Source organism: Salinisphaera sp. C84B14, assembly GCF_040361435.1.
GTDB lineage: Bacteria > Pseudomonadota > Gammaproteobacteria > Nevskiales > Salinisphaeraceae > Salinisphaera.
Map to the genome: position 1 here is coordinate 32,086 of NZ_APNL01000022.1, position 17,704 is coordinate 49,789.

The 17,704-nt window shown below is 62.3% G+C and carries 11 protein-coding genes; 4 read left to right on the forward strand and 7 right to left on the reverse strand.

All coding sequences use genetic code 11. From position 1 onward, the window contains the following. The first annotated feature begins 198 nt into the window (after positions 1–198). The 4 genes from C84B14_RS16060 to C84B14_RS16075 are packed head-to-tail and all read left to right on the forward strand — an operon-like array spanning position 199 to position 6,374. A complete protein-coding gene (locus tag C84B14_RS16060; protein WP_353225592.1) occupies positions 199–1,494 on the forward strand; it encodes a TolC family protein in 1,296 nt (431 codons plus the stop codon). Then, entirely contained in the window at positions 1,494–2,792 is a 1,299-nt protein-coding gene (locus tag C84B14_RS16065; RefSeq protein ID WP_353225594.1) for an efflux RND transporter periplasmic adaptor subunit, read from the forward strand. The genes C84B14_RS16060 and C84B14_RS16065 overlap by 1 nt, the downstream gene beginning before the upstream one ends. 12 nt (positions 2,793–2,804) lie before the next feature. Next, positions 2,805–5,921, forward strand: a complete 3,117-nt coding sequence (locus C84B14_RS16070) for an efflux RND transporter permease subunit (RefSeq protein ID WP_353225596.1) — start codon at positions 2,805–2,807, stop codon at positions 5,919–5,921. A 6-nt stretch (positions 5,922–5,927) separates the two neighbouring features. Next, positions 5,928–6,374, forward strand: a complete 447-nt coding sequence (locus tag C84B14_RS16075; protein ID WP_353225598.1) for a hypothetical protein — start codon at positions 5,928–5,930, stop codon at positions 6,372–6,374. Between the two features lie 419 nt (positions 6,375–6,793). Here the strand turns inward: C84B14_RS16075 and C84B14_RS16080 are convergent, their stop codons facing one another. The 7 genes from C84B14_RS16080 to C84B14_RS16110 all read right to left on the reverse strand — a co-directional run bounded on the left by C84B14_RS16080 (position 6,794) and on the right by C84B14_RS16110 (position 17,655). Beyond that, complete coding sequence (locus tag C84B14_RS16080; protein WP_353225600.1) at positions 6,794–7,231, reverse strand: hypothetical protein; 438 nt, start codon at positions 7,229–7,231, stop codon at positions 6,794–6,796. Positions 7,232–7,310: 79 nt separating this feature from the next. After that, entirely contained in the window at positions 7,311–10,415 is a 3,105-nt protein-coding gene (locus C84B14_RS16085) for an efflux RND transporter permease subunit (RefSeq protein WP_353225602.1), read from the reverse strand. A gap of 8 nt (positions 10,416–10,423) precedes the next feature. Continuing rightward, a complete protein-coding gene (locus C84B14_RS16090) occupies positions 10,424–11,572 on the reverse strand; it encodes an efflux RND transporter periplasmic adaptor subunit (RefSeq protein ID WP_353225604.1) in 1,149 nt (382 codons plus the stop codon). A gap of 220 nt (positions 11,573–11,792) precedes the next feature. Next, positions 11,793–12,461, reverse strand: coding sequence for a hypothetical protein (locus tag C84B14_RS16095; RefSeq protein WP_353225606.1), 669 nt, complete (start codon positions 12,459–12,461; stop codon positions 11,793–11,795). Between the two features lie 126 nt (positions 12,462–12,587). Then, complete coding sequence (locus C84B14_RS16100; protein WP_353225608.1) at positions 12,588–13,256, reverse strand: DNA-3-methyladenine glycosylase I; 669 nt, start codon at positions 13,254–13,256, stop codon at positions 12,588–12,590. Positions 13,257–13,631: 375 nt separating this feature from the next. After that, the gene (locus C84B14_RS16105; RefSeq protein ID WP_353225610.1) at positions 13,632–15,434 is read right to left on the reverse strand and encodes an NAD(P)/FAD-dependent oxidoreductase; all 1,803 of its coding nucleotides are present in this window, start codon (positions 15,432–15,434) and stop codon (positions 13,632–13,634) included. Positions 15,435–15,780: 346 nt separating this feature from the next. Then, complete coding sequence (locus C84B14_RS16110; protein ID WP_353225612.1) at positions 15,781–17,655, reverse strand: sigma-54-dependent Fis family transcriptional regulator; 1,875 nt, start codon at positions 17,653–17,655, stop codon at positions 15,781–15,783. Between the last annotated feature and the right edge of the window lie 49 nt (positions 17,656–17,704).

The following is a 17,704-nucleotide window of genomic DNA, read 5'->3' on the forward strand; positions in this document are numbered from 1 at the left end:
CCAGTGCTCACCTGGTGGGTTTGCGATCGTATCTGGCGGCCGTGCAGTTCGCGGGGGGCGGCGCTGTCGCATACCGGCCGCGGCAAGCCGTATGTCAGCCTGACGCATGCCCCACTGATCGATCCACCCATCGCCTGAATCGTTGGCCTCGCGCGCTGCCTGTCAGCGCGTATCGATTCCTTGCGATGAGGTTCGCTCATGTCTTTCTGTCGTTCTACGGCAGGCGCCACCGTGTTCGGTGCATGCCTGCTGCTGTTGGCCGTGCGCGCGGGCGCGGTCGTTCAAATCCCCCAGCCGTTAACGCTGGACGCCGCGCTTGCCTGGGCTGATGAGTACAACCCCGCGGTTCGTGCGGCGGCCATTCGTATCCGCCGACTGGGCGGCGAAGCGGTGCACGCCGATGTGGCCGTGCCGTCCAATCCGCGCGTCGAACTCGAAGCCGGTCGACGCGACCAGCCGGGCGGCGCGGATACCGATATCGGTATCCGCATCAGCCAGACGTTCTGGATTGCGGGCCAGGCGGGGCTGCGATCCGCGGCCGCCGACCAGTCCCTGGCCGCCGCTCAGGCCGACCATGCCTACCTGACTGCGACCGTTGCGGCGCGCACGCGCGCGGCATTCCTTTCGGTGCTGGTGGCCGAGCAGGCGGTGACTACCGCCGAGCGCGTGGTCGATACCAATCGCCAGCTTGACGACTATGCACGTCGTCGGCTCGACGCGGGCGCCGGTACGCGGATCGAAACCAATGCGGCGCGACTCGGCCTGCAGCGTGCGCGGGCGTTCGCAGCGGCCGCGCACGATGCGGCCACACAGGCACGATTGCGCCTCAAGAATCTGCTGGCGATCGATCCGGCACGGCATCTGGCGATCAAAGGCCAGCTCGCGTTTCGCCGGCTTGAATTACCGGACGAGGAACGGTTGCTCGAGCGGGCGGTACAACAGCGCGGCGATCTGCAGGCAGCGGCCGCCCGGATCGTAGCCGCACGGAAGCAACTCGCGCTGGCCGAACGCCAGATCGTACCCAATCTCACGGTATTCGGTTTCTATCGCGAAGAAGCCGGTGGGCGCAGCGCCGGCGGCGCCGATATCACTGGCGGCGGCATTGGTTTCGAGTTGCCCCTGATGCACCGCTATGAAGGCGAACGCCAGATCGCCGACGCGGATCTGGCCGAGGCTCAACTCGATGCCGCCAACCTGCAACGCGAGGTTCGTCTCCAGGTGCTGTCGGGCCTGAGCGCCTATCGGGCCGCACGCGAGCGCGCCGATGTGCTCAGCGATGCGGTGCTTGATGCGGCGCAGAGCACGCTCGAACTCACCCGGCGTTCGTTTGCGGCCGGCAAGGTCGGGGCCCCGGCGATCACCTCGGCGCAGAACAATCTCATCGATATACGTCGTGATTATCTCGACGCGCTCGCTTCGCTGGTGAGGGCCGGTACCGATCTCGAACGGGCCACCGGTGGCTTGATCGTCATGGCAAACGGGCAGGGCGAATAATGAACAACCGACTATTCAGACAGATAGCGATCGCGGGTTCGGTGGTGCTGCTCTTGAGTCAGGCCGCCTGCAACGGCGCACCGGCTGATAACGATGGCCGCACACAAGGCGGCGCACAGGTGCACGCCTCCGGTCCCCACGCAGAGCACGACCCGCATGAGGGCGGCGACCACGACCGACCGGATGATACGCAGCACGACCCCAATCGGGTCGAGTTGAACGCCGAACAGCGTGAGGCGCTGGACATCCGGGTCGCGCCTGCCGGGGGCACTGATCCGGGCGCAGCCATACAAGCACCGGCCACGGTGGAATTCGACGCCGACCGGGTGGCACGCGTCGGCCCGCGATTACAAGCGAAGGTGGTCTCGGTGGCCGTCGATCTGGGCGCACGGGTGGAAGCCGGCGATACCCTGGCCGTGCTCGATAGCGTCGCGCTCGGCAAGGAGAAAGCCGCCTATCTCACCGCAACGGCCCGCTATCGCACACGCCAGGCCGCGTATGCACGCGATCGCAACCTGGCGGCCGATCAGATTGTAAGTGAGTCCGATCTGGCCGAAACCCGTGCCGCCTACGAACAGGCCCGGGCCGAGCGACGCGCAGAACGTGCAGAGCTTCGCCTGTATGGGCTGGACAAGGCGGCGATTGATGCCATCGACGACAGCGCCGACGTCCCGCTGTCACGTATGACACTGATTGCGCCGCGCGCCGGTGTCGTCGCACGACGCGATCTGGTGGCGGGGCAAACACTGAATGCAAACGAAACGCCCATTCATATCGTCGACAACACCCGCATGTGGCTGATGATCGATGCCGCCGAACAGGCGTTGTCGTACCTGGAAGAGGGTCAGAGCGTGCGCTTCGATGTGCGTCCGTTTCCGGATGCACGTTTTACCGGGCGGGTCGATTGGATATCGCCTCGGTTGGATGCCCAGACCCGGACCGTGCAGGTACGCGCGATCGTGGACAATCCCGACGGGCTGCTGCGCGCCGGCATGTTTGCGACCGCGACCATCGCCGCTGGGCAGGGCGACGCCCCGGATTCGATCGCGTCGGGCAGCCGCCATACACAAGTGCCGATCGATGCGGTTCAGCAGATCGGGGCTCGCCAGGGCGTGTTCGTTCCCGGCGAGGGCGAGGGCGTATTCGTCTTTACGCCGGTCACCACGGGCCGTGAGGGCAGCGGTCAGGTGGAAATCAGCAGCGGCGTGTCGGTCGGCCAGCCGTTGGTCGTGGCGGGGGCCTTCGATTTGAAGGCCGCGCTGACCGCCGCCGGGCGCAGCGCGACGCATTCACACTAGGGCGAACCGATCATGATCAACGCCATCATTCGCCTGGCCATGGCGAACCGTCTTTTGGTACTGGTTGCCGCCGCAGCGCTTGCCCTGGGCGGCTACTTTTCCCTGCGCTCACTGCCGGTGGATGCCTTTCCCGACGCCACGCCCACACTGGTCCAGGTCTATACCGCGAGCTCGGGGTTGTCACCGGTCGATATCGAAACGCTGATCTCGTATCCGATCGAAATCAGCATGTATGGGCTGCCCGGGCTGGATCGGGTGCAGTCGACATCGATATTCGGGCTGTCACGCGTGGACGTCTATTTCGACGACGCCACCGATATCTATTTTGCCCGCCGCCTGGTCAACGAACGCCTCGCCGACGCACGCCGCGAAATGCCGACCGGGCTCGGCGAGCCGCAGCTCGGACCGATCACCACCGGCCTGGGCCGTATCCTGATGTACTCGGTCGAAAACGAACCGGGCGCCCATCATTCGCTCATGGACCGACGGACCGCGCAGGACTGGCTGATCAAGCCGCAACTGCGCACTGTAGAGGGCGTCACCGGCGTGCTGTCGATCGGCGGCTACGAAAAGCAGTATCAGGTCATACTGGATATGGACGCGTTGACGGCGCGTGGGCTTGCGCCCGCCGATGTTCGGGCTGCGCTGGCGCGTAACAACCGCAACGTCGGCGCGTCATTCATCGAACGCGGCGGCGAGGAATACATTGTTCGTGGCTACGGCTGGGTATCGGCCGGTGACGCGGGGCTGGCGGATTTACGCAATACTCGAATCGCCACGCGAAACGGCGCGCCCGTTTACGTACAGGATATCGGCGAGGTGGGCTATGGCCGGGCTATCCGGCGCGGGGCCGAAATCGCCAACGGCGAGGAGTCGGTGGGCGGCTACGTGCTCAAGCTCATCGGTGCGGATACCCAGCGCGTGCTCCACCGAGTGAACGCCAAGCTCGACGAAATCAACGATTCGCTGCCCGAAGGCATGACCACGCGGGTGTACTACTCCCAGGCCGAACTCGTGGACAAGGCAACCGGCACGGTCGTCCAGGCCTTATTGCTTGGCGCGATTCTGGTGCTGGGGTTGCTCTATGTGTTTCTGGGCAATCTGCGCTCGACGCTGATCGTGGTTTCGAGCGTGCCGTTATCCCTGTTGGTGGCCTTTATCGCCATGCGCCTGTCGGGCCTGTCCGCCAATCTGATGAGCCTGGGCGGTCTGGCGATCGGGATCGGCATGATGGTCGATGGCTCCGTGGTGATGATCGAAAACATCGTGCGCCGCCTCGGCGAACACGCAAAGACCGCCGCAAGCGACAAAGGCGAGGGCGATGCCGACCTGGCGCGTATCGTGGGCCTTGCCGCGCGCGAGGTCGGCCGGCCCATTGTGTTCGCAGTGGCCATTGTCATTCTGGTGTTCTTGCCGTTGTTCACCCTGCAGGGCGTGGAAGGCAAGTTGTTTTCACCGATGGCCTATACCATCAGCTTTGCCCTAGCGGCTGCCTTGTTGTTATCGCTCACCCTGGTTCCGGTATTGGCGGTACTGGTGCTTCCACGCGCCGACGCGTTGCGCGAACCCCGGCTGATTGCGTGGCTCAAGGCCGGCTACAGACCGCTGCGCGACGCCGCTCTCACGTCGCCGCGCACCGTGTTCGCCATCACCGTCTTGTTGTTCATTGCTAGCCTGAGCGTATTCCCGCGGCTGGGTACGGAGTTTCTCCCCACGCTGCGCGAGGGCACGTTCATGGTTCGATCCACGCTGCCACCCGGGGCGAGCCTCGATTCGGCCGTCGCTTACGGAAAACGGGTACAGGCCACGGTCCGAGCGTTCGACGAAGTGACCGGTGCCTATTCTAGAGTGGGCCGCGCCGAGGTCGGCGGCGATCCAGAGCCGGTCAATGTCATCGCCACCACGGTGAATCTGAAGCCGCTGGATACCTGGCAGGGCGGACATAACTACGAAAGTCTGCAAAATGCCATGGCGGCACGCCTGGCCCAGCGCGTCCCGGGCCTCGCCAACAATTTCTCACAGCCCATCCAGTTGCGTACCGACGAGCTGCTCTCGGGCGTCCAGGCGGAGCTGGTCGTGAGCATTTTTGGCGATGATCTCGACTCGTTGGCGGACCTTGGCGCCCGTGTTGCCGATATTGCACGGAATACGAAAGGTGCCGTGGATGTCCGGGTACAACAGCAGGGCGGAAAGCAGCAGGTTGTCATAAGCCCCGATCGCGCATCGCTTGCACGTTTTGGCATCAGCGTGGACGACGTGCTCGAGACGCTCTCGCTGGGCGTCGGCGGCGCCCGGGTTGGCCAGGTCTTCGACGGCGTACGGCGCTTCGATATTTTCATGCGTCTGGAACCTGACCAGCGTTCGCGTATCGACGCGATTCGAAACCTGAGTCTGCGCGCGCCCGACGGCGCGCTGATCCCGTTGTCGCGGGTGGCCGATATCGATATACGGACCGGACCGAAAAAGATTTCGCGCGCCAACGCCAGTCGCCGACTGTTCGTACAGATGAATGTGCGCGGGCGGGATATGGGCGGGGTGGTCACTGACCTGCGGCAACGCATTGATCGTGAAATCGATTTGCCGGCCGGGTATTTCGTAGATTTCGGTGGCCAGTTCGAAAATCAGCAGCGCGCGATGAAGCGGCTCTATCTGGTCGTTCCGGTCACGCTGGCGCTGATCTTTCTGCTGCTTTACAGCGCATTCTCCAGCCTGCGGTATGCCGCACTGATTTTTCTCAATGTCCCGTTCGCAATTATCGGGGGCATCTTCACGCTATGGGTTGCCGGCCTGTATTTATCCGTGCCGGCGGCCGTGGGCTTCATCGCCGTATTCGGCGTCGCAGTTCAGAACGGCGTGGTCATGGTCGCCTATATCAACCAGTTACGAAACGAGGGTCGCACCTTGCATGACGCGGTGCGTACAGGCGCGGAACATCGGCTGCGGCCAGTACTGATGACCGCGCTCACCGCGATCCTCGGTCTGATCCCTTTGTTGCTGGCCGACGGCATTGGCTCGAACGTGCAAAGACCGCTCGCCGCCGTCGTCATCGGTGGCCTGGTGACCTCGACGTTGTTGACGCTGCTCGTACTGCCCAGCGTTTATCGCTGGTTCGCGGAGCCGAATAATTAAAGCGACGTGAATGAATTGGAGGCCGCGGCGGCGCGCGCACTAGACGATCGCGAAATATCTCAAAAAAAACGTCGCAAACGGTCAAGAACGTCATACAAGGGCCGTAAAATAGGGTGCTTGTATAAATTACGTCGGGCAGAAAGCACGCGCGTGGCCAGCCTCCAGATGGCGCTGCGGGCGAGTTTGCTGCCGACTGACCGAAACGGCTTGGGCCGGTCGTCAATCACATCAATGGAGCATGGCATGCTTTTGAATATCCACCGCCAGACGGTCGCGTCGTGGGTCACCACGCTAGTCGCCGTGTTTTTCATCCTGGGGTTCGTCGCCGGCGTCGCGAGCGGTATGGGCGCCCAGTGGGCCGTGCTGGCTGCGGCCGCGGTCATCCTCGGCACCCAGATGCTGCTGTCGCGTAAGGGCTCACAAATTCGACCGGCGATCGCTGCAGCGCGCTAGGCTGTCGCGAACCTCGCGCAACTGTCAGAAGCGCGTGTCTGTATGGACACGCGCACGCCTGTTCTGGCGGCTCGTGTCGTAAATCAGTTTACGACCCATTTGGCCGGTCGCATCGAAAACGAATTCGAAGCGACTATCGCCGACTCTATGAAGTAGGAGCCAGGCGGTGCGAATACATCCGCGAAACACAGGGCGTTGGTCAGCTTAGTATTGGATTTAACATAATATACATTATGACCAGTCATATCTCACGATAGGCCGCCACACTTTGCTGGTTGTAACTGGCACAGCCAGTCGTCTAGTCGTTGGCCTCTTCCCTAGGTGACGGTCTCACGCGAGCTTGCAACCATGCACGCGATAAGCGGATCCGCTTTTGCAGCCTGTTGGCTGCACCCGGCACGACTCGGGCAACCCACACGCTAGGACCGCGGCTTGTCGTTCGTTATCACACCGGTGTTCAGGTACTGACGATACTGACGGCAATAGAAATCCGCGTATCGCCGCGTGGTATCCGTCGGTGTCTTGTCGGAGTTGCGCTGCCACATGTCGCATTGCACATACAGACGACGACCATCGGGCGACGTCTTGCGTTGCTCGAGCATCTGGTCGGAGCGCTGGCGCTGTTCGTGTGCCGTCTGTTGGCGACTTTCCCTGGCAACCTGCTCGCGGTAATCGCGGCCGGCCGTAACGGCGGACCCTGGCGGTGCGTTTACCGTGAACGACGGCCCTTCGCCGATCGCCTTGGACAGCATCGATGTGGTGACCCAAAGCCGTGTGAAGTCCGTTGCCAGATTGCCGACATACACGCCCGCCGCGACCGCCAAGGCCATGGCGAAGTAATTGATACTCGTTTTCATGCGGTCTGTATCGGCAGGCCGTCGCGCCATGCGCAGCCCGGCTGCCGCTGGAATCTTATAGGCCTGGCTGGCGGCGGAATCACCGCGCGATGCCGCGCCCGGCCATATTCGGTTTACGCACGCGAAATACGACGCAGTAAAGCACCGGTACGACACCGAGAGTAAGCAGCGTGCCCACGGCCAGGCCGAACGCCAGCACGCTGGCCATGCCGTAAAACAAGGCGTCGTGAAAGATGATCAACGGCAGCAGACCGAGGATGGTCGTGATGGTGGTCATCATGATCGGACGCAAACGGCGTACGCAGGCAGAGATGACCGCCTCGTAGGCCGTTGTGTTGTCAGCGGCCCGTTCTATTTCAATCTGGTCGAGCAGCACGATGCCGTTATTGAGAAGAATACCCGCGAGCGCGTACAGGCCGAGAATTTCCATAAAGCCGAAATTGGCCCGCATCACGTACAGCCCGATCACCGCACCGATGAGCAGCAACGGCAGCGTTGCGACAATGATCAACGGCCGCCGATAGCCGTTGAACTGAATAACCAGCAGCAAAAGCATCGCCCCCGCACACAGGGGGAAATTCGCGGATAAGGCGGCTTGGCCCTCGGCCGATTCCTCGACGACGCCGTCGATCTCGATATGGTGATGGGCCGCAAGCGAGGCATCGATTTCGTCGAGTCGGGCCTGCAGGCGCGGAAGCATGTCTTCGGCCGACAATTGCGTATTGCGGGCTTCGACGGTAACCGTGCGCGCCATATCCTCGCGCGCGATCACCCCGAACCGTGGTACGAGCTCAAAGTCCGCGATTTGTACCAGCGGCACGCTATGCCCCTGGGACTGGGAAAACACCGACAGTGACTTCACCCGGTCGAGATCGTGCCTTTCAGCGTCGGCCGCGCGCAGCACGACCGGGAAGATATCGTCGCCCTCTCGAAATTCGGTGATCGTGCGCCCGTCGAAATACTGGCTCATGGAGCGTGCGACGTCGGCCGAGGTCACGCCGGCGCGGCGCGCCCTGGCCTGGTCGATATCCACGCGAATGGCATCAATACGGTTCTCCCAGTCGTGGCGTACGTCGATGGTATGCGCCACCGTTGCCATCAGACTCTCGATCCGACTCGCCTGCGCGTAGATATAGTCGGCATCCGGGCCCTTTATCTGAATCTGCAGCTGACTCGAATCACTGGGCCCCAGAAACATGCGCTTGACGCGCGCCCTTGCCGACGGCACCTCGGCATTGAGCGCGGCGCGAATTTCCTCTTCCGCACGATCCATATGCGCGTAGTCGTCGATATTGACGACCATGAAGCCCCGAAACGGTGCCGGGTCGACGGGCGTTAGCGAAAGCACGAAACGCGGCCCACCGAAGCCGACATAGGCAGCGAAGTCGCGTACGTAAGGAAAATGCTCGGCGTCATCCACAACCGCCATCATCTGCTGGATCGCGGCGTCGGTGGCCGTGCTCGGCGAGCCGGCCGGGCGATCGACATACACGAGAATCTGCGCGCGGTCGGAATCGGGAAAGAATTTCGCCGGCGCATGGTTCAGGCCGACCACCGACACCACCAGCAGTACCAGCATGGCTAGCAGGAACAAGACCGGGCGCTGCATGACGCGACGCAGCCGTTTCTCATACAGGCCGTTCATACACCGAAACAGGCGTTCCGAGAATCGCGCCGTGCCCGCCGCCGCCCCCGTACCGCGGCCGGGTTCGACACGAATGAAGCGATAACACAGCAGCGGCGTCAGCCCCATGGCCAGAAGCCAGGACATCAGCAACGTAATAAGGATCACGAGCGATATCGAACGCGTGTACTCGCCGGCGACGTGTTCGGCAAGCATGAGAGGCAGGAATACCAGAATGGTGGTCAGCGTCGACGACAGCAGCGGAATCGCCATCTGATCACCGGTCTGTTTGAGCGCATCGTCGCGGCTGGCGCCCTCCTCCAGCCGCCGCTTGAAGTCTTCGGCGATCACGATGCCGTTGTCGACCAGCAGGCCGAGCGCGATCACGAGCGTGGCCAGGCTCATGCGCTGCAGCGAAAGATCGAAAAACCCCATCACCGCAAGGCTTGCGAGCATCACGGCCGGAACGATCGAGCCCACGATCACGCCCGTGCGCAGCCCCAGGAACAGAATGACGACGGCGAGCACGATGGCCAGCGTCTGCAGCACGTTAACGGTGACGCCGTAGACCGTGTTGGCCACCTGCTCGGCCTGGAACGTGGCGATATCCAGCCGGTAACCGGCCGGCAGATCCTGCTGCAGCGTGGCGATCATGCGCTTAACGTCTTCGCCGTAGTCGATCACGCTATTGCCGGACAGCATTGCGACCGAAAACACGAGCGCCGGCCGGCCGTTGTAGTAGGCCTTCTGGTCGGGCGGATCGAGATAGCCGCGCTCGACCGTGGCAATATCCTGAAGCGGCACCACGCTGTCGCTATCGGGCAGCGCGATAAGCGCCTCGCGGATGGACTCAATATCCTCGAACTGGCCGCTCGGCTCGATGGCAAAGCGGCGTCCGCCGGTATCGACCGCACCGCCGGGACGAATGATGTTCTGATCGGCCAGCGTCGCGATCAACTGTTCCGGGTCCAGCCCCATCTTGGCGAGCCGGGCGTTGGTCGTCTCGATATAGATACGTTCCGGCTGCACCCCGAGAATATCGACCCGCTTGGTATGCTTGACCGTGTATAAACGGTCGCGAATATGCTGGGCCATGTCGAACATCTGCGACATGCTGAAATCGTCGGAGGTCAGCGCGGCCGTCACCACGGCCACGTCGCCGAAATCGTCGTTAACCTGCGGCTTGGACGCACCCTGCGGCAAGTCGTCGCGCACGGCTTCGATCTTGTGGCGCATTTCGTCCCAGATTTGCTCCAGGTCGAAATACTGGTCCTGAACTTCAACGTGGATGATCGACGTGCCGGGCATGGACGTGCTTCGAATCTGCTCGACCTCCGGCACCTGGCGAATCGCTTCTTCGAGCGTCTTCGTGATCAACAACTCGACACGCTCGGCGGACAGGCCTTCGAAATGCGTGGTGACCACGGCCTCACGGATAGTGATCTCCGGGTCTTCCCGAGTCGGCAGCGAGAAATAGCTCAAAACGCCGGCCGCGGTGGCCACCACGACGAGCATCAGCACCACCGGCCAATAGCGAAGCGCGAGCTGGCTGATGTTCATGGCGCGCGTTATTCGTTGAACTGGCGCGGGCCCACGCCGATACGGGTGACTGCCTGACCTTCGTGCAAGAACGCCACGCCCTGGCTGGCGACGATCTCACCCACCCGAAGACCGTCAGCCACCAGCGCCTTGTCGCCACTGATATCGACCACGGTTACGCCACGGCGCTCGAGGCGGTCGCTTTCATTTACGACATAAACGAACGTCTGTCGATCCGCGCCCTGTGCGAATGCGGTGACCGGGATTTCGATGTTGTCCTGCCGGTCCGACGCGTCACCCACATCAGCGACAAGGCGCAAAGTCACTTCGGCCGTCATGCCGGCGCGGGCGGATGCAATCGGCTCGGGTATGGCCAGTGTGACCGGATAGGCGTTGCGATCACCGGCGTCCGTGCCCACTTCAGTGATTTTCGCCATCATCGCGCTCCGCGGTGTCACCGCGAGAGTCACGATATGCATTGCATCGCGGTCGAGGCGGTTGATCAATGTCTCAGGTGCCGACACCACGACTTCCATGCCATCGTCGCGGCTCTGGATCTCGAGCGCGGTTTCTCCCGCCGGCACGCGCTGGGCGGGTTCGATGTGCCGCCGGGCGACGGTGCCATCATAAGGCGCGATCAGACGGGTATCCGACAGATCCTTCGCTGCGATATCGACGCGCGCCTGTGCCGTGTCCACCCGACTGCGGTCGCTCGCAAGCGTGGCGGCATCACTGTCGTACTGGGCCTGCGAAATCGCGTTGGATTCACGCAGTGCACGCGCTCTTTCAAACCGAGTTCGGGAAAGTTCGCTCGCCGCGCGCGCTTCTGCCAGCTCGGCCTTGCGCTGAGCCAGCGTGAGCGAATAACTGCGGTCGTTGAGCGCAGCCAATACATCGCCGCGTTCGAATACGCCGCCGGTTTCGACATTCACGCTAGCCACGCGTCCTGGCACCTCAAACGCCATCGGCGCGCGCTGAGGTGTTTGCAGCACGCCGCTAATCGAACGCGTGTGGCCGTTCTCGGCGGTTTGCGCGATCGCCCAGGTAATGGGCTTCGGTTCTGGCGGTGCCTGCTCTTGGTCGCTGCCGCACGCCAGCAGCAAGCTGGAGAGCACGAGATACAGCACCAAGGCCCCGGAGCGCGATAGCCATATACCGCGTTCGACGTCGCTAATCATCCGTTCCCCCTGAAAGGTGCTGCGCTGCCGCAGCACAGGCGTGCTCACGCCTGCTCCCCAAGCGTCAGCCCGCCTCGTTTCCAACGCCGACGATTATCATAACGGCCCGACGCGCCGCGCGAGTATAGCTGGGCGCCCTATCCGAAAGGCATTCCTATGCTGCCGATGGGCTTAACGCGACTGGCGACCTCGCCAACCTATAGCGCTCGGCCCGCCCGATTCAGTTGCTTGTGTCTTGTTCGGCGCGTTCTTGGCCCGCAGAGGTCTCGTGCTCGTTCTTAACCGGGCTGGACGGCTCGGTCTGCGGTTCCGACGATGCTTCATCGGTCGCGGGCGGCGACTGGTTGGCAACCACCGAACAGTTCTTGTGCGCGCTGTCATCGATACGGACCTCGATGGCCTGCGCGTTTCGCACGAGCTGATTGCCGTGCTCACCCTGGAACGTATCGCTACGCTCTGTCGCCGGCATGCCCAACCGTCGGTTGCCCAGACGCACCACTACGCGCTCCGGGCGTATCGCCGCCGCGAAGTGAAAACCATCGTCGCAACGAAACTGCTCGAAGCTGAGATCGGCATCGCTCGCGTTCGGCACCAGTTCAAGTCGAACCTCCGATTCCGCTTGCGACGGACTGATTTGTCGCACGTTTTCTGAATGCCAAAGGATCGCGCCCTCGGCCGAGAGAATCTCGCCACGCAGGCGGTAATCGCCGTCGGGATCAATGAGATCACGCTCGATATCGACCGTGAATTTGATCGACTTACTTTCCAAATCGTGCAGGGTGCGCTCGGCGACAATCCGCTTCTCGCCCCCGCCCGGCCGTTGCTCGAATATGCTGATACGCGCGGTGGCTTTTTCGGGCAACGCATCCGCGCCGCCGAGGTCAAGCACGCCGGTGACCGTAACCGCGTTTGTCGCGCCCTGTCCGCAACCCGATACCAGGACCACGGCCGTTACGCACAACGCCGCCAAAAACACATTCCGAACAAAACCTTTAACCGACATTCGATATACGCTCTAATCTATTGATAATGCGAGTATTTGGCTGATTTGGCATAGCGGTCGTTCACTCTCCTGATGCCAGGTATCAAATACCCGTTGAATTTGCATGAGCGCGGCGCGGCTGCTCGTACGTCCGCGATAGACGCCCCATTCATCCAGCGCCCGCACGACCCAGTTGGTGAGAAGGAACGTGTCCTTGCCGCACATGCGAAGAAATGCCGGCGCCGAATTCCCGCCCAACTGGGTGAAGCGTGTGCGCAGTTCCAGCCACAACTCAACGGTTTCATCCTCTGCCCAATCCGCCAGCCAAACGCCGAAACTGCCGAATTCGGCAATGATCGCCTGCATCGCGATCGCGTTATCGCGAACCGCGAAGATTTTCTTGCGGTGACGAATCAGTGCTTCATCACGGGCCAGACGTTGCAGGTCGGTATCGTCAAAAGCGGCGACCGTATCGACGTTGAAATCGGCGAACGCAATCTCGAACGCCGGCCAGCGCGCATCGACGAGGCGGTGTGTCAGCCCGGCCCGGAATATCCGGCGATTCATGACCGACAAGTAACGATCGTCGCCGATCATGGCGAGCGACTCCGGTGGTTCGGGCCGGATCAGGCGGGACTCGAGCGCGTCGACGCCTCCCACGCGCTCGCGCGCTCGCTTCTCTACAACCGAAAATTCGGTCATGCGCTACGTTCTCTTCGATAACAAACCGAAGTTTACCGTAGATAGGCAGTGGATACGCCGACTTAGCGCGTTTAGGGGTATGGCCGGGTATATTATTGCGCGCAACACATCGATCGAGCGTCGGTGCGAACGCCCCGACTATCGACCTGCATGAAATTATGAACAAGGGGCCGAAACCGCTTTAATTAACCCGCCATAAATCGATGATTTTCTGGTTCATAATGCGCTTGTTCGAGAGCATTCGCACTGCGGCCAGCGGCTGTGACGCCATCGAGAGAGACGACGGACAGATGCCGGCGTTTCTCCCGATGGCGTTGGTAACCGACAGCTGACTCAGTCAGCCGTTTTACACTGGATTAATAGTTCAAGTGAATTCTAACTTCGGTGATGGGCCGGTTGTTGCCCGTAAACCGGCGTATCGATGCCTTCCATTCGCGCCTTGAGCTGCAGCGCAAGAAAGTGCGAATAAAACCTTGATTGGGCTAGGTTCCCCCCATGGAACCAGAGCGCTTCTTGCTGTGTGGGCTTCCACATATTGCGCTGTTCGCCCTCCCACGGCCCCGGATCCTTGGGCGTGTCAGAGCCCAGGCCCCAGACCTTGCCGACTTTGTCGGCCACCTCTTGGGAAATCAGGTCCGCCGCCCAACCGTTCATGGATCCGTAGCCGGTCGCATAGATCACGACGTCGGCCGGGATTTCTCGCCCATCTTCGAGCTGGACGCTGTTTTCGGTCAGGCGGGCCACTTCGGCCCCGCTTTCGAGTTTGATACGGCCGTCGATAATCATCTGCGAGGCGCCGACGTCGATGTAATAGCCGGATGCCCGGCGCAGATACTTCATGAACAGGCCCGAGTCATCGGCGCCGAAATCGAGCATGAAGCCGGCCTTTTCGAGCTGGTTATAGAAGTCGGCGTCGACCCGACGTATCTCGTCGAACAGCGGCTTCTGGAAATCGGCCAGAATCGCGTAGGGGATGGAGGCGAACAACATATCCGCCTTCTCGGTGGTAATCCCGTTGGCGAGCGCCTCCTCCGAATAGAGCGGCCCCAGCGCATACTTCATCAATGATTCGGAGCGCGAGATATGCGTGGACGAACGCTGAATCATGGTGACATCGCCGCCGTTTTCCGCCAGCGCGGCACAGATATCGTGGGCCGAATTGTTGGAGCCGATCACGGCCACCTTTTTATTCGTCATGCCGTCCGGCCCCGGGTGTTCCGAGGAATGCTGCTGAATGCCGGTAAAGACATCCTGGCCTTCGATATCCGGTACGTTCGCCTTGGCAGACATTCCGGTGGCCAGCACCAGCTGGCGGGGCTTGAGGGTAATGGTTTGCCCGTCGCGTTCGACCTCGACCGTCCAGGTACCGGAGGCTTCGTCGTAGCTCGCCCGGCGTGCTTCGGTGGAGCCCCAGTAGTTGAGTTCCATGACACGCGCGTACATCTCAAGCCAGTCGCCGATCTTGTCCTTCGGCGCGAAAACCGGCCAGTTGCGCGGGAATTTGATATAGGGCAGATGGTCGTACCAGACCGGATCGTGCAGGCATAGCGACTTGTAGCGCTTGCGCCATGAGTCGCCGGCACGTTCGTTCTTCTCGATAATCAAGGCCGGCACCCCGAGCTGGCGCAAACGCGCGCCGAGGGCAATACCGCCCTGCCCGCCGCCAATGATCAGCACGTAAGGCTGGGTATCCACCCCGAGCGATGCCAGCTCATGGTCGCGTTCTTCCTTCCAGGTAGGCTTGCCCTGATCGTCGCCGTGTTTCGCGCCCAGCGGCCGGGCTGTGCCGGTGGCCTCTTCATACCCCTTGAGCTCGTCCATCGTGGTGAGCAGCGTCCAGATCAGGCCGTCCCGGATGCGCATGAATCCGCTGCCGCGGGCAACCTCGGTTTCGAACTCGAACCACGCTTCGATCACGCCATCGGTTTCGGTCACCGATTCGCGCGCATCGAGCGCCCAGCCGTGCGGCTGGGCCTGTTCGAGGCACTCGGACAGCATATCGCGGATGCCGTTTTTGCCCTCCGCGGTCTTGATGTTCCACGTGAAAGCGAGCATATCCCGCCAATAGCACTCATCGGCGAACAGTTCGAGGGCCGCCTCGATATCATTTTGTGTCAGTGCTTCGTCGAGACGGTTGAGTACGTTGTTGGCTTCTACGGCCACGGTTGTGTCCAGCATGGACTCTCCTCCTTGCATTTTTCGGGACGGTTAAAGGGCGTTCGATTGGCCCCGTTTTTATGGTCTGAACTACGGTGAAAACCGTCGTCGAGGGCAATTGCCGTGGGCACGCCGTGGCGTACGGGTCGCCGGGCAAACGCAGGCCGCCGCCCGGCCAGCGCCGCGCTGTTTCCCAATGGCATCTCTTCTGTACCTGTTCTTGGCCCTCCAACGGCGGTTGTAGCCACTGGAGCAAGAGCCGTGCCGTTCGTTTAACGCCTTGTTTTAGCTTACGTTAGCGCCCGATGTGCGGGCGGTGTAACGCATGCGGTGCAACAGGTATTGCCACAGGTGGGGCGACAGGCGGTCAGCTTCGAGCGCGTCTGAGCCAGCGATGTACGGTAGAGCGATTGACGCCCAGCTCGCGGGCCAGCGCCGAGACGTTGCCCTGGCACTGTTCAAGTTGGTGCAGCAGCGCGCGGGGATCGCCACCGGCAGGCTGGCGGATTGCCTCAGGCAGGTGTTCGCGGCGGATCATGCCGTTGTCGCATAGTGCGCTTGCTACTTCCAAGGCGTTGCGCAGCTCGCGAACATTGCCCGGCCAACGATAGGTGTGAAGCAGTCGCCGCGCCTTCGGTTCGATCTGATAATGCGCGTTATAACGATTCCCAATGTCGACGAGCAGTTCGCCCAGCAACGCATCGAGATCGCTGCGTTCGCGCAGCGCCGGCAGGTGCAACGTCGCGGCATTCAGCCGGTAGTAGAGATCCTCGCGAAAACGCCCTTCGGCCAGCCGGGTTTCCAAGGCCTGATGGGTGGCCGATATCAGCCGTAGTTCGACCGGCCGGGGCTCGACGCCGCCGACCGGTACGACTTCGCTCTCTGCGAGCACGCGCAGCAAGCGTGTTTGAAGCGATAACGGCATATCGCCGATTTCGTCGAGAAACAAGGTGCCGCCCTGGGCGGATTCGATAAGCCCGGTTCGGCCCTTGCGGGCCGCGCCGGTGAAGGCATGGGGTACATGCCCAAACAGCTCGGACTCGATGAGGTGTTCGGGAATCGCCGCGCAATTGACGGCCACGAAGCGCCCGCCCTCGTTACAGTCGGCATGAATGGCCCGGGCTAGCACTTCCTTGCCCGTGCCGGTTTCGCCCTGAATGAGGATCGGAATACGGCGTTTCGCCAGCTTTGCGGCATGCTGTTGCACGGCCTGTACGCGCGCATCGCTCTGCCGCTGCGTGGCGGTCGAATCGAGCCACGACCGCGGTCTGGCCGGTCTAGCTGAGCTGGCCAAGCGGTCACCGTCGGCGGGCGACATGGCGCTGGCAAACAGCAAGGGTCGGCCGTTGGCATGCAGCAGGCGGTCACCGGGCGGCTGACCGCGCATGAACGCGGGCAAGTCGTCGATACCGATATCGAACAGCGAAGAAATGGGGCGGCCAATCAATGCCCGAGGCGCACCGATCGGCCAGCCGAGCCTGCGCTCCAGGGCGGCGAGCCCACTGCCGGTGACGCCGGAAATACGCCCGGCGCCGTCGAGCGACAGGGCTGCGTCGGGGGCGGTGTCGAGGAAATCCGGCGTGCGCGAAAGCCTCAGCACCCACTCGTCGCCGGTTCGCGCCACGAGGTTCGCCATCTCGATACGCCGTGCCGTGGCCTTGGCCAGATGCAGCGCCAGCCGCTGGCTGCTTTTGGGTGCCGGTGAGCGCAGCTGCGACATATCCAGTACCGCCGCCAATTCGCCCTGGGTGTCGAAGATGGGCGCGGCGGTGCAGGTCAGCGGGGTATGGGTCGGGTCGAAGTGGTCATCCTGGTGGATCGTCACCGCTTCGCCGCTGACCAGACAGGCCCCAACCGCACAGGTGCCCGCCCGGCTTTCCGACCATTCCGCCCCCAGATAGAGCCCGGCATCGCGCAGTTCGCGATCCAGGCGCGGATGGCCGAGATAATCCACCGCGACGCCCCGGGCATCGGATAGCAGCAGCACGTAGTCATCGGCTGCAACCTGATCGAACAGCGATGCCAGGCCGGCGCGGCTGATACGAATCAACGCTTCGGCCTGTTCCTGATGCTCGCGCAGGCGTGCCTGCGGAACGATATAGGCGTCCCGGGCGTTGGCCGGGTCCAGCCGGTAATCGTTCACGCAGCGGCGCCACGATTGCACCACGGCCGTGTCGCGCCCGCTGGACGTGCCGGCTGTAACGCGCTCGATCTCCTTGACGTGCGATTCTATTGACACCATGCCGCACTCTCCTTTCGAGCCGACACTGGCATAGCGATGCCACGACGAC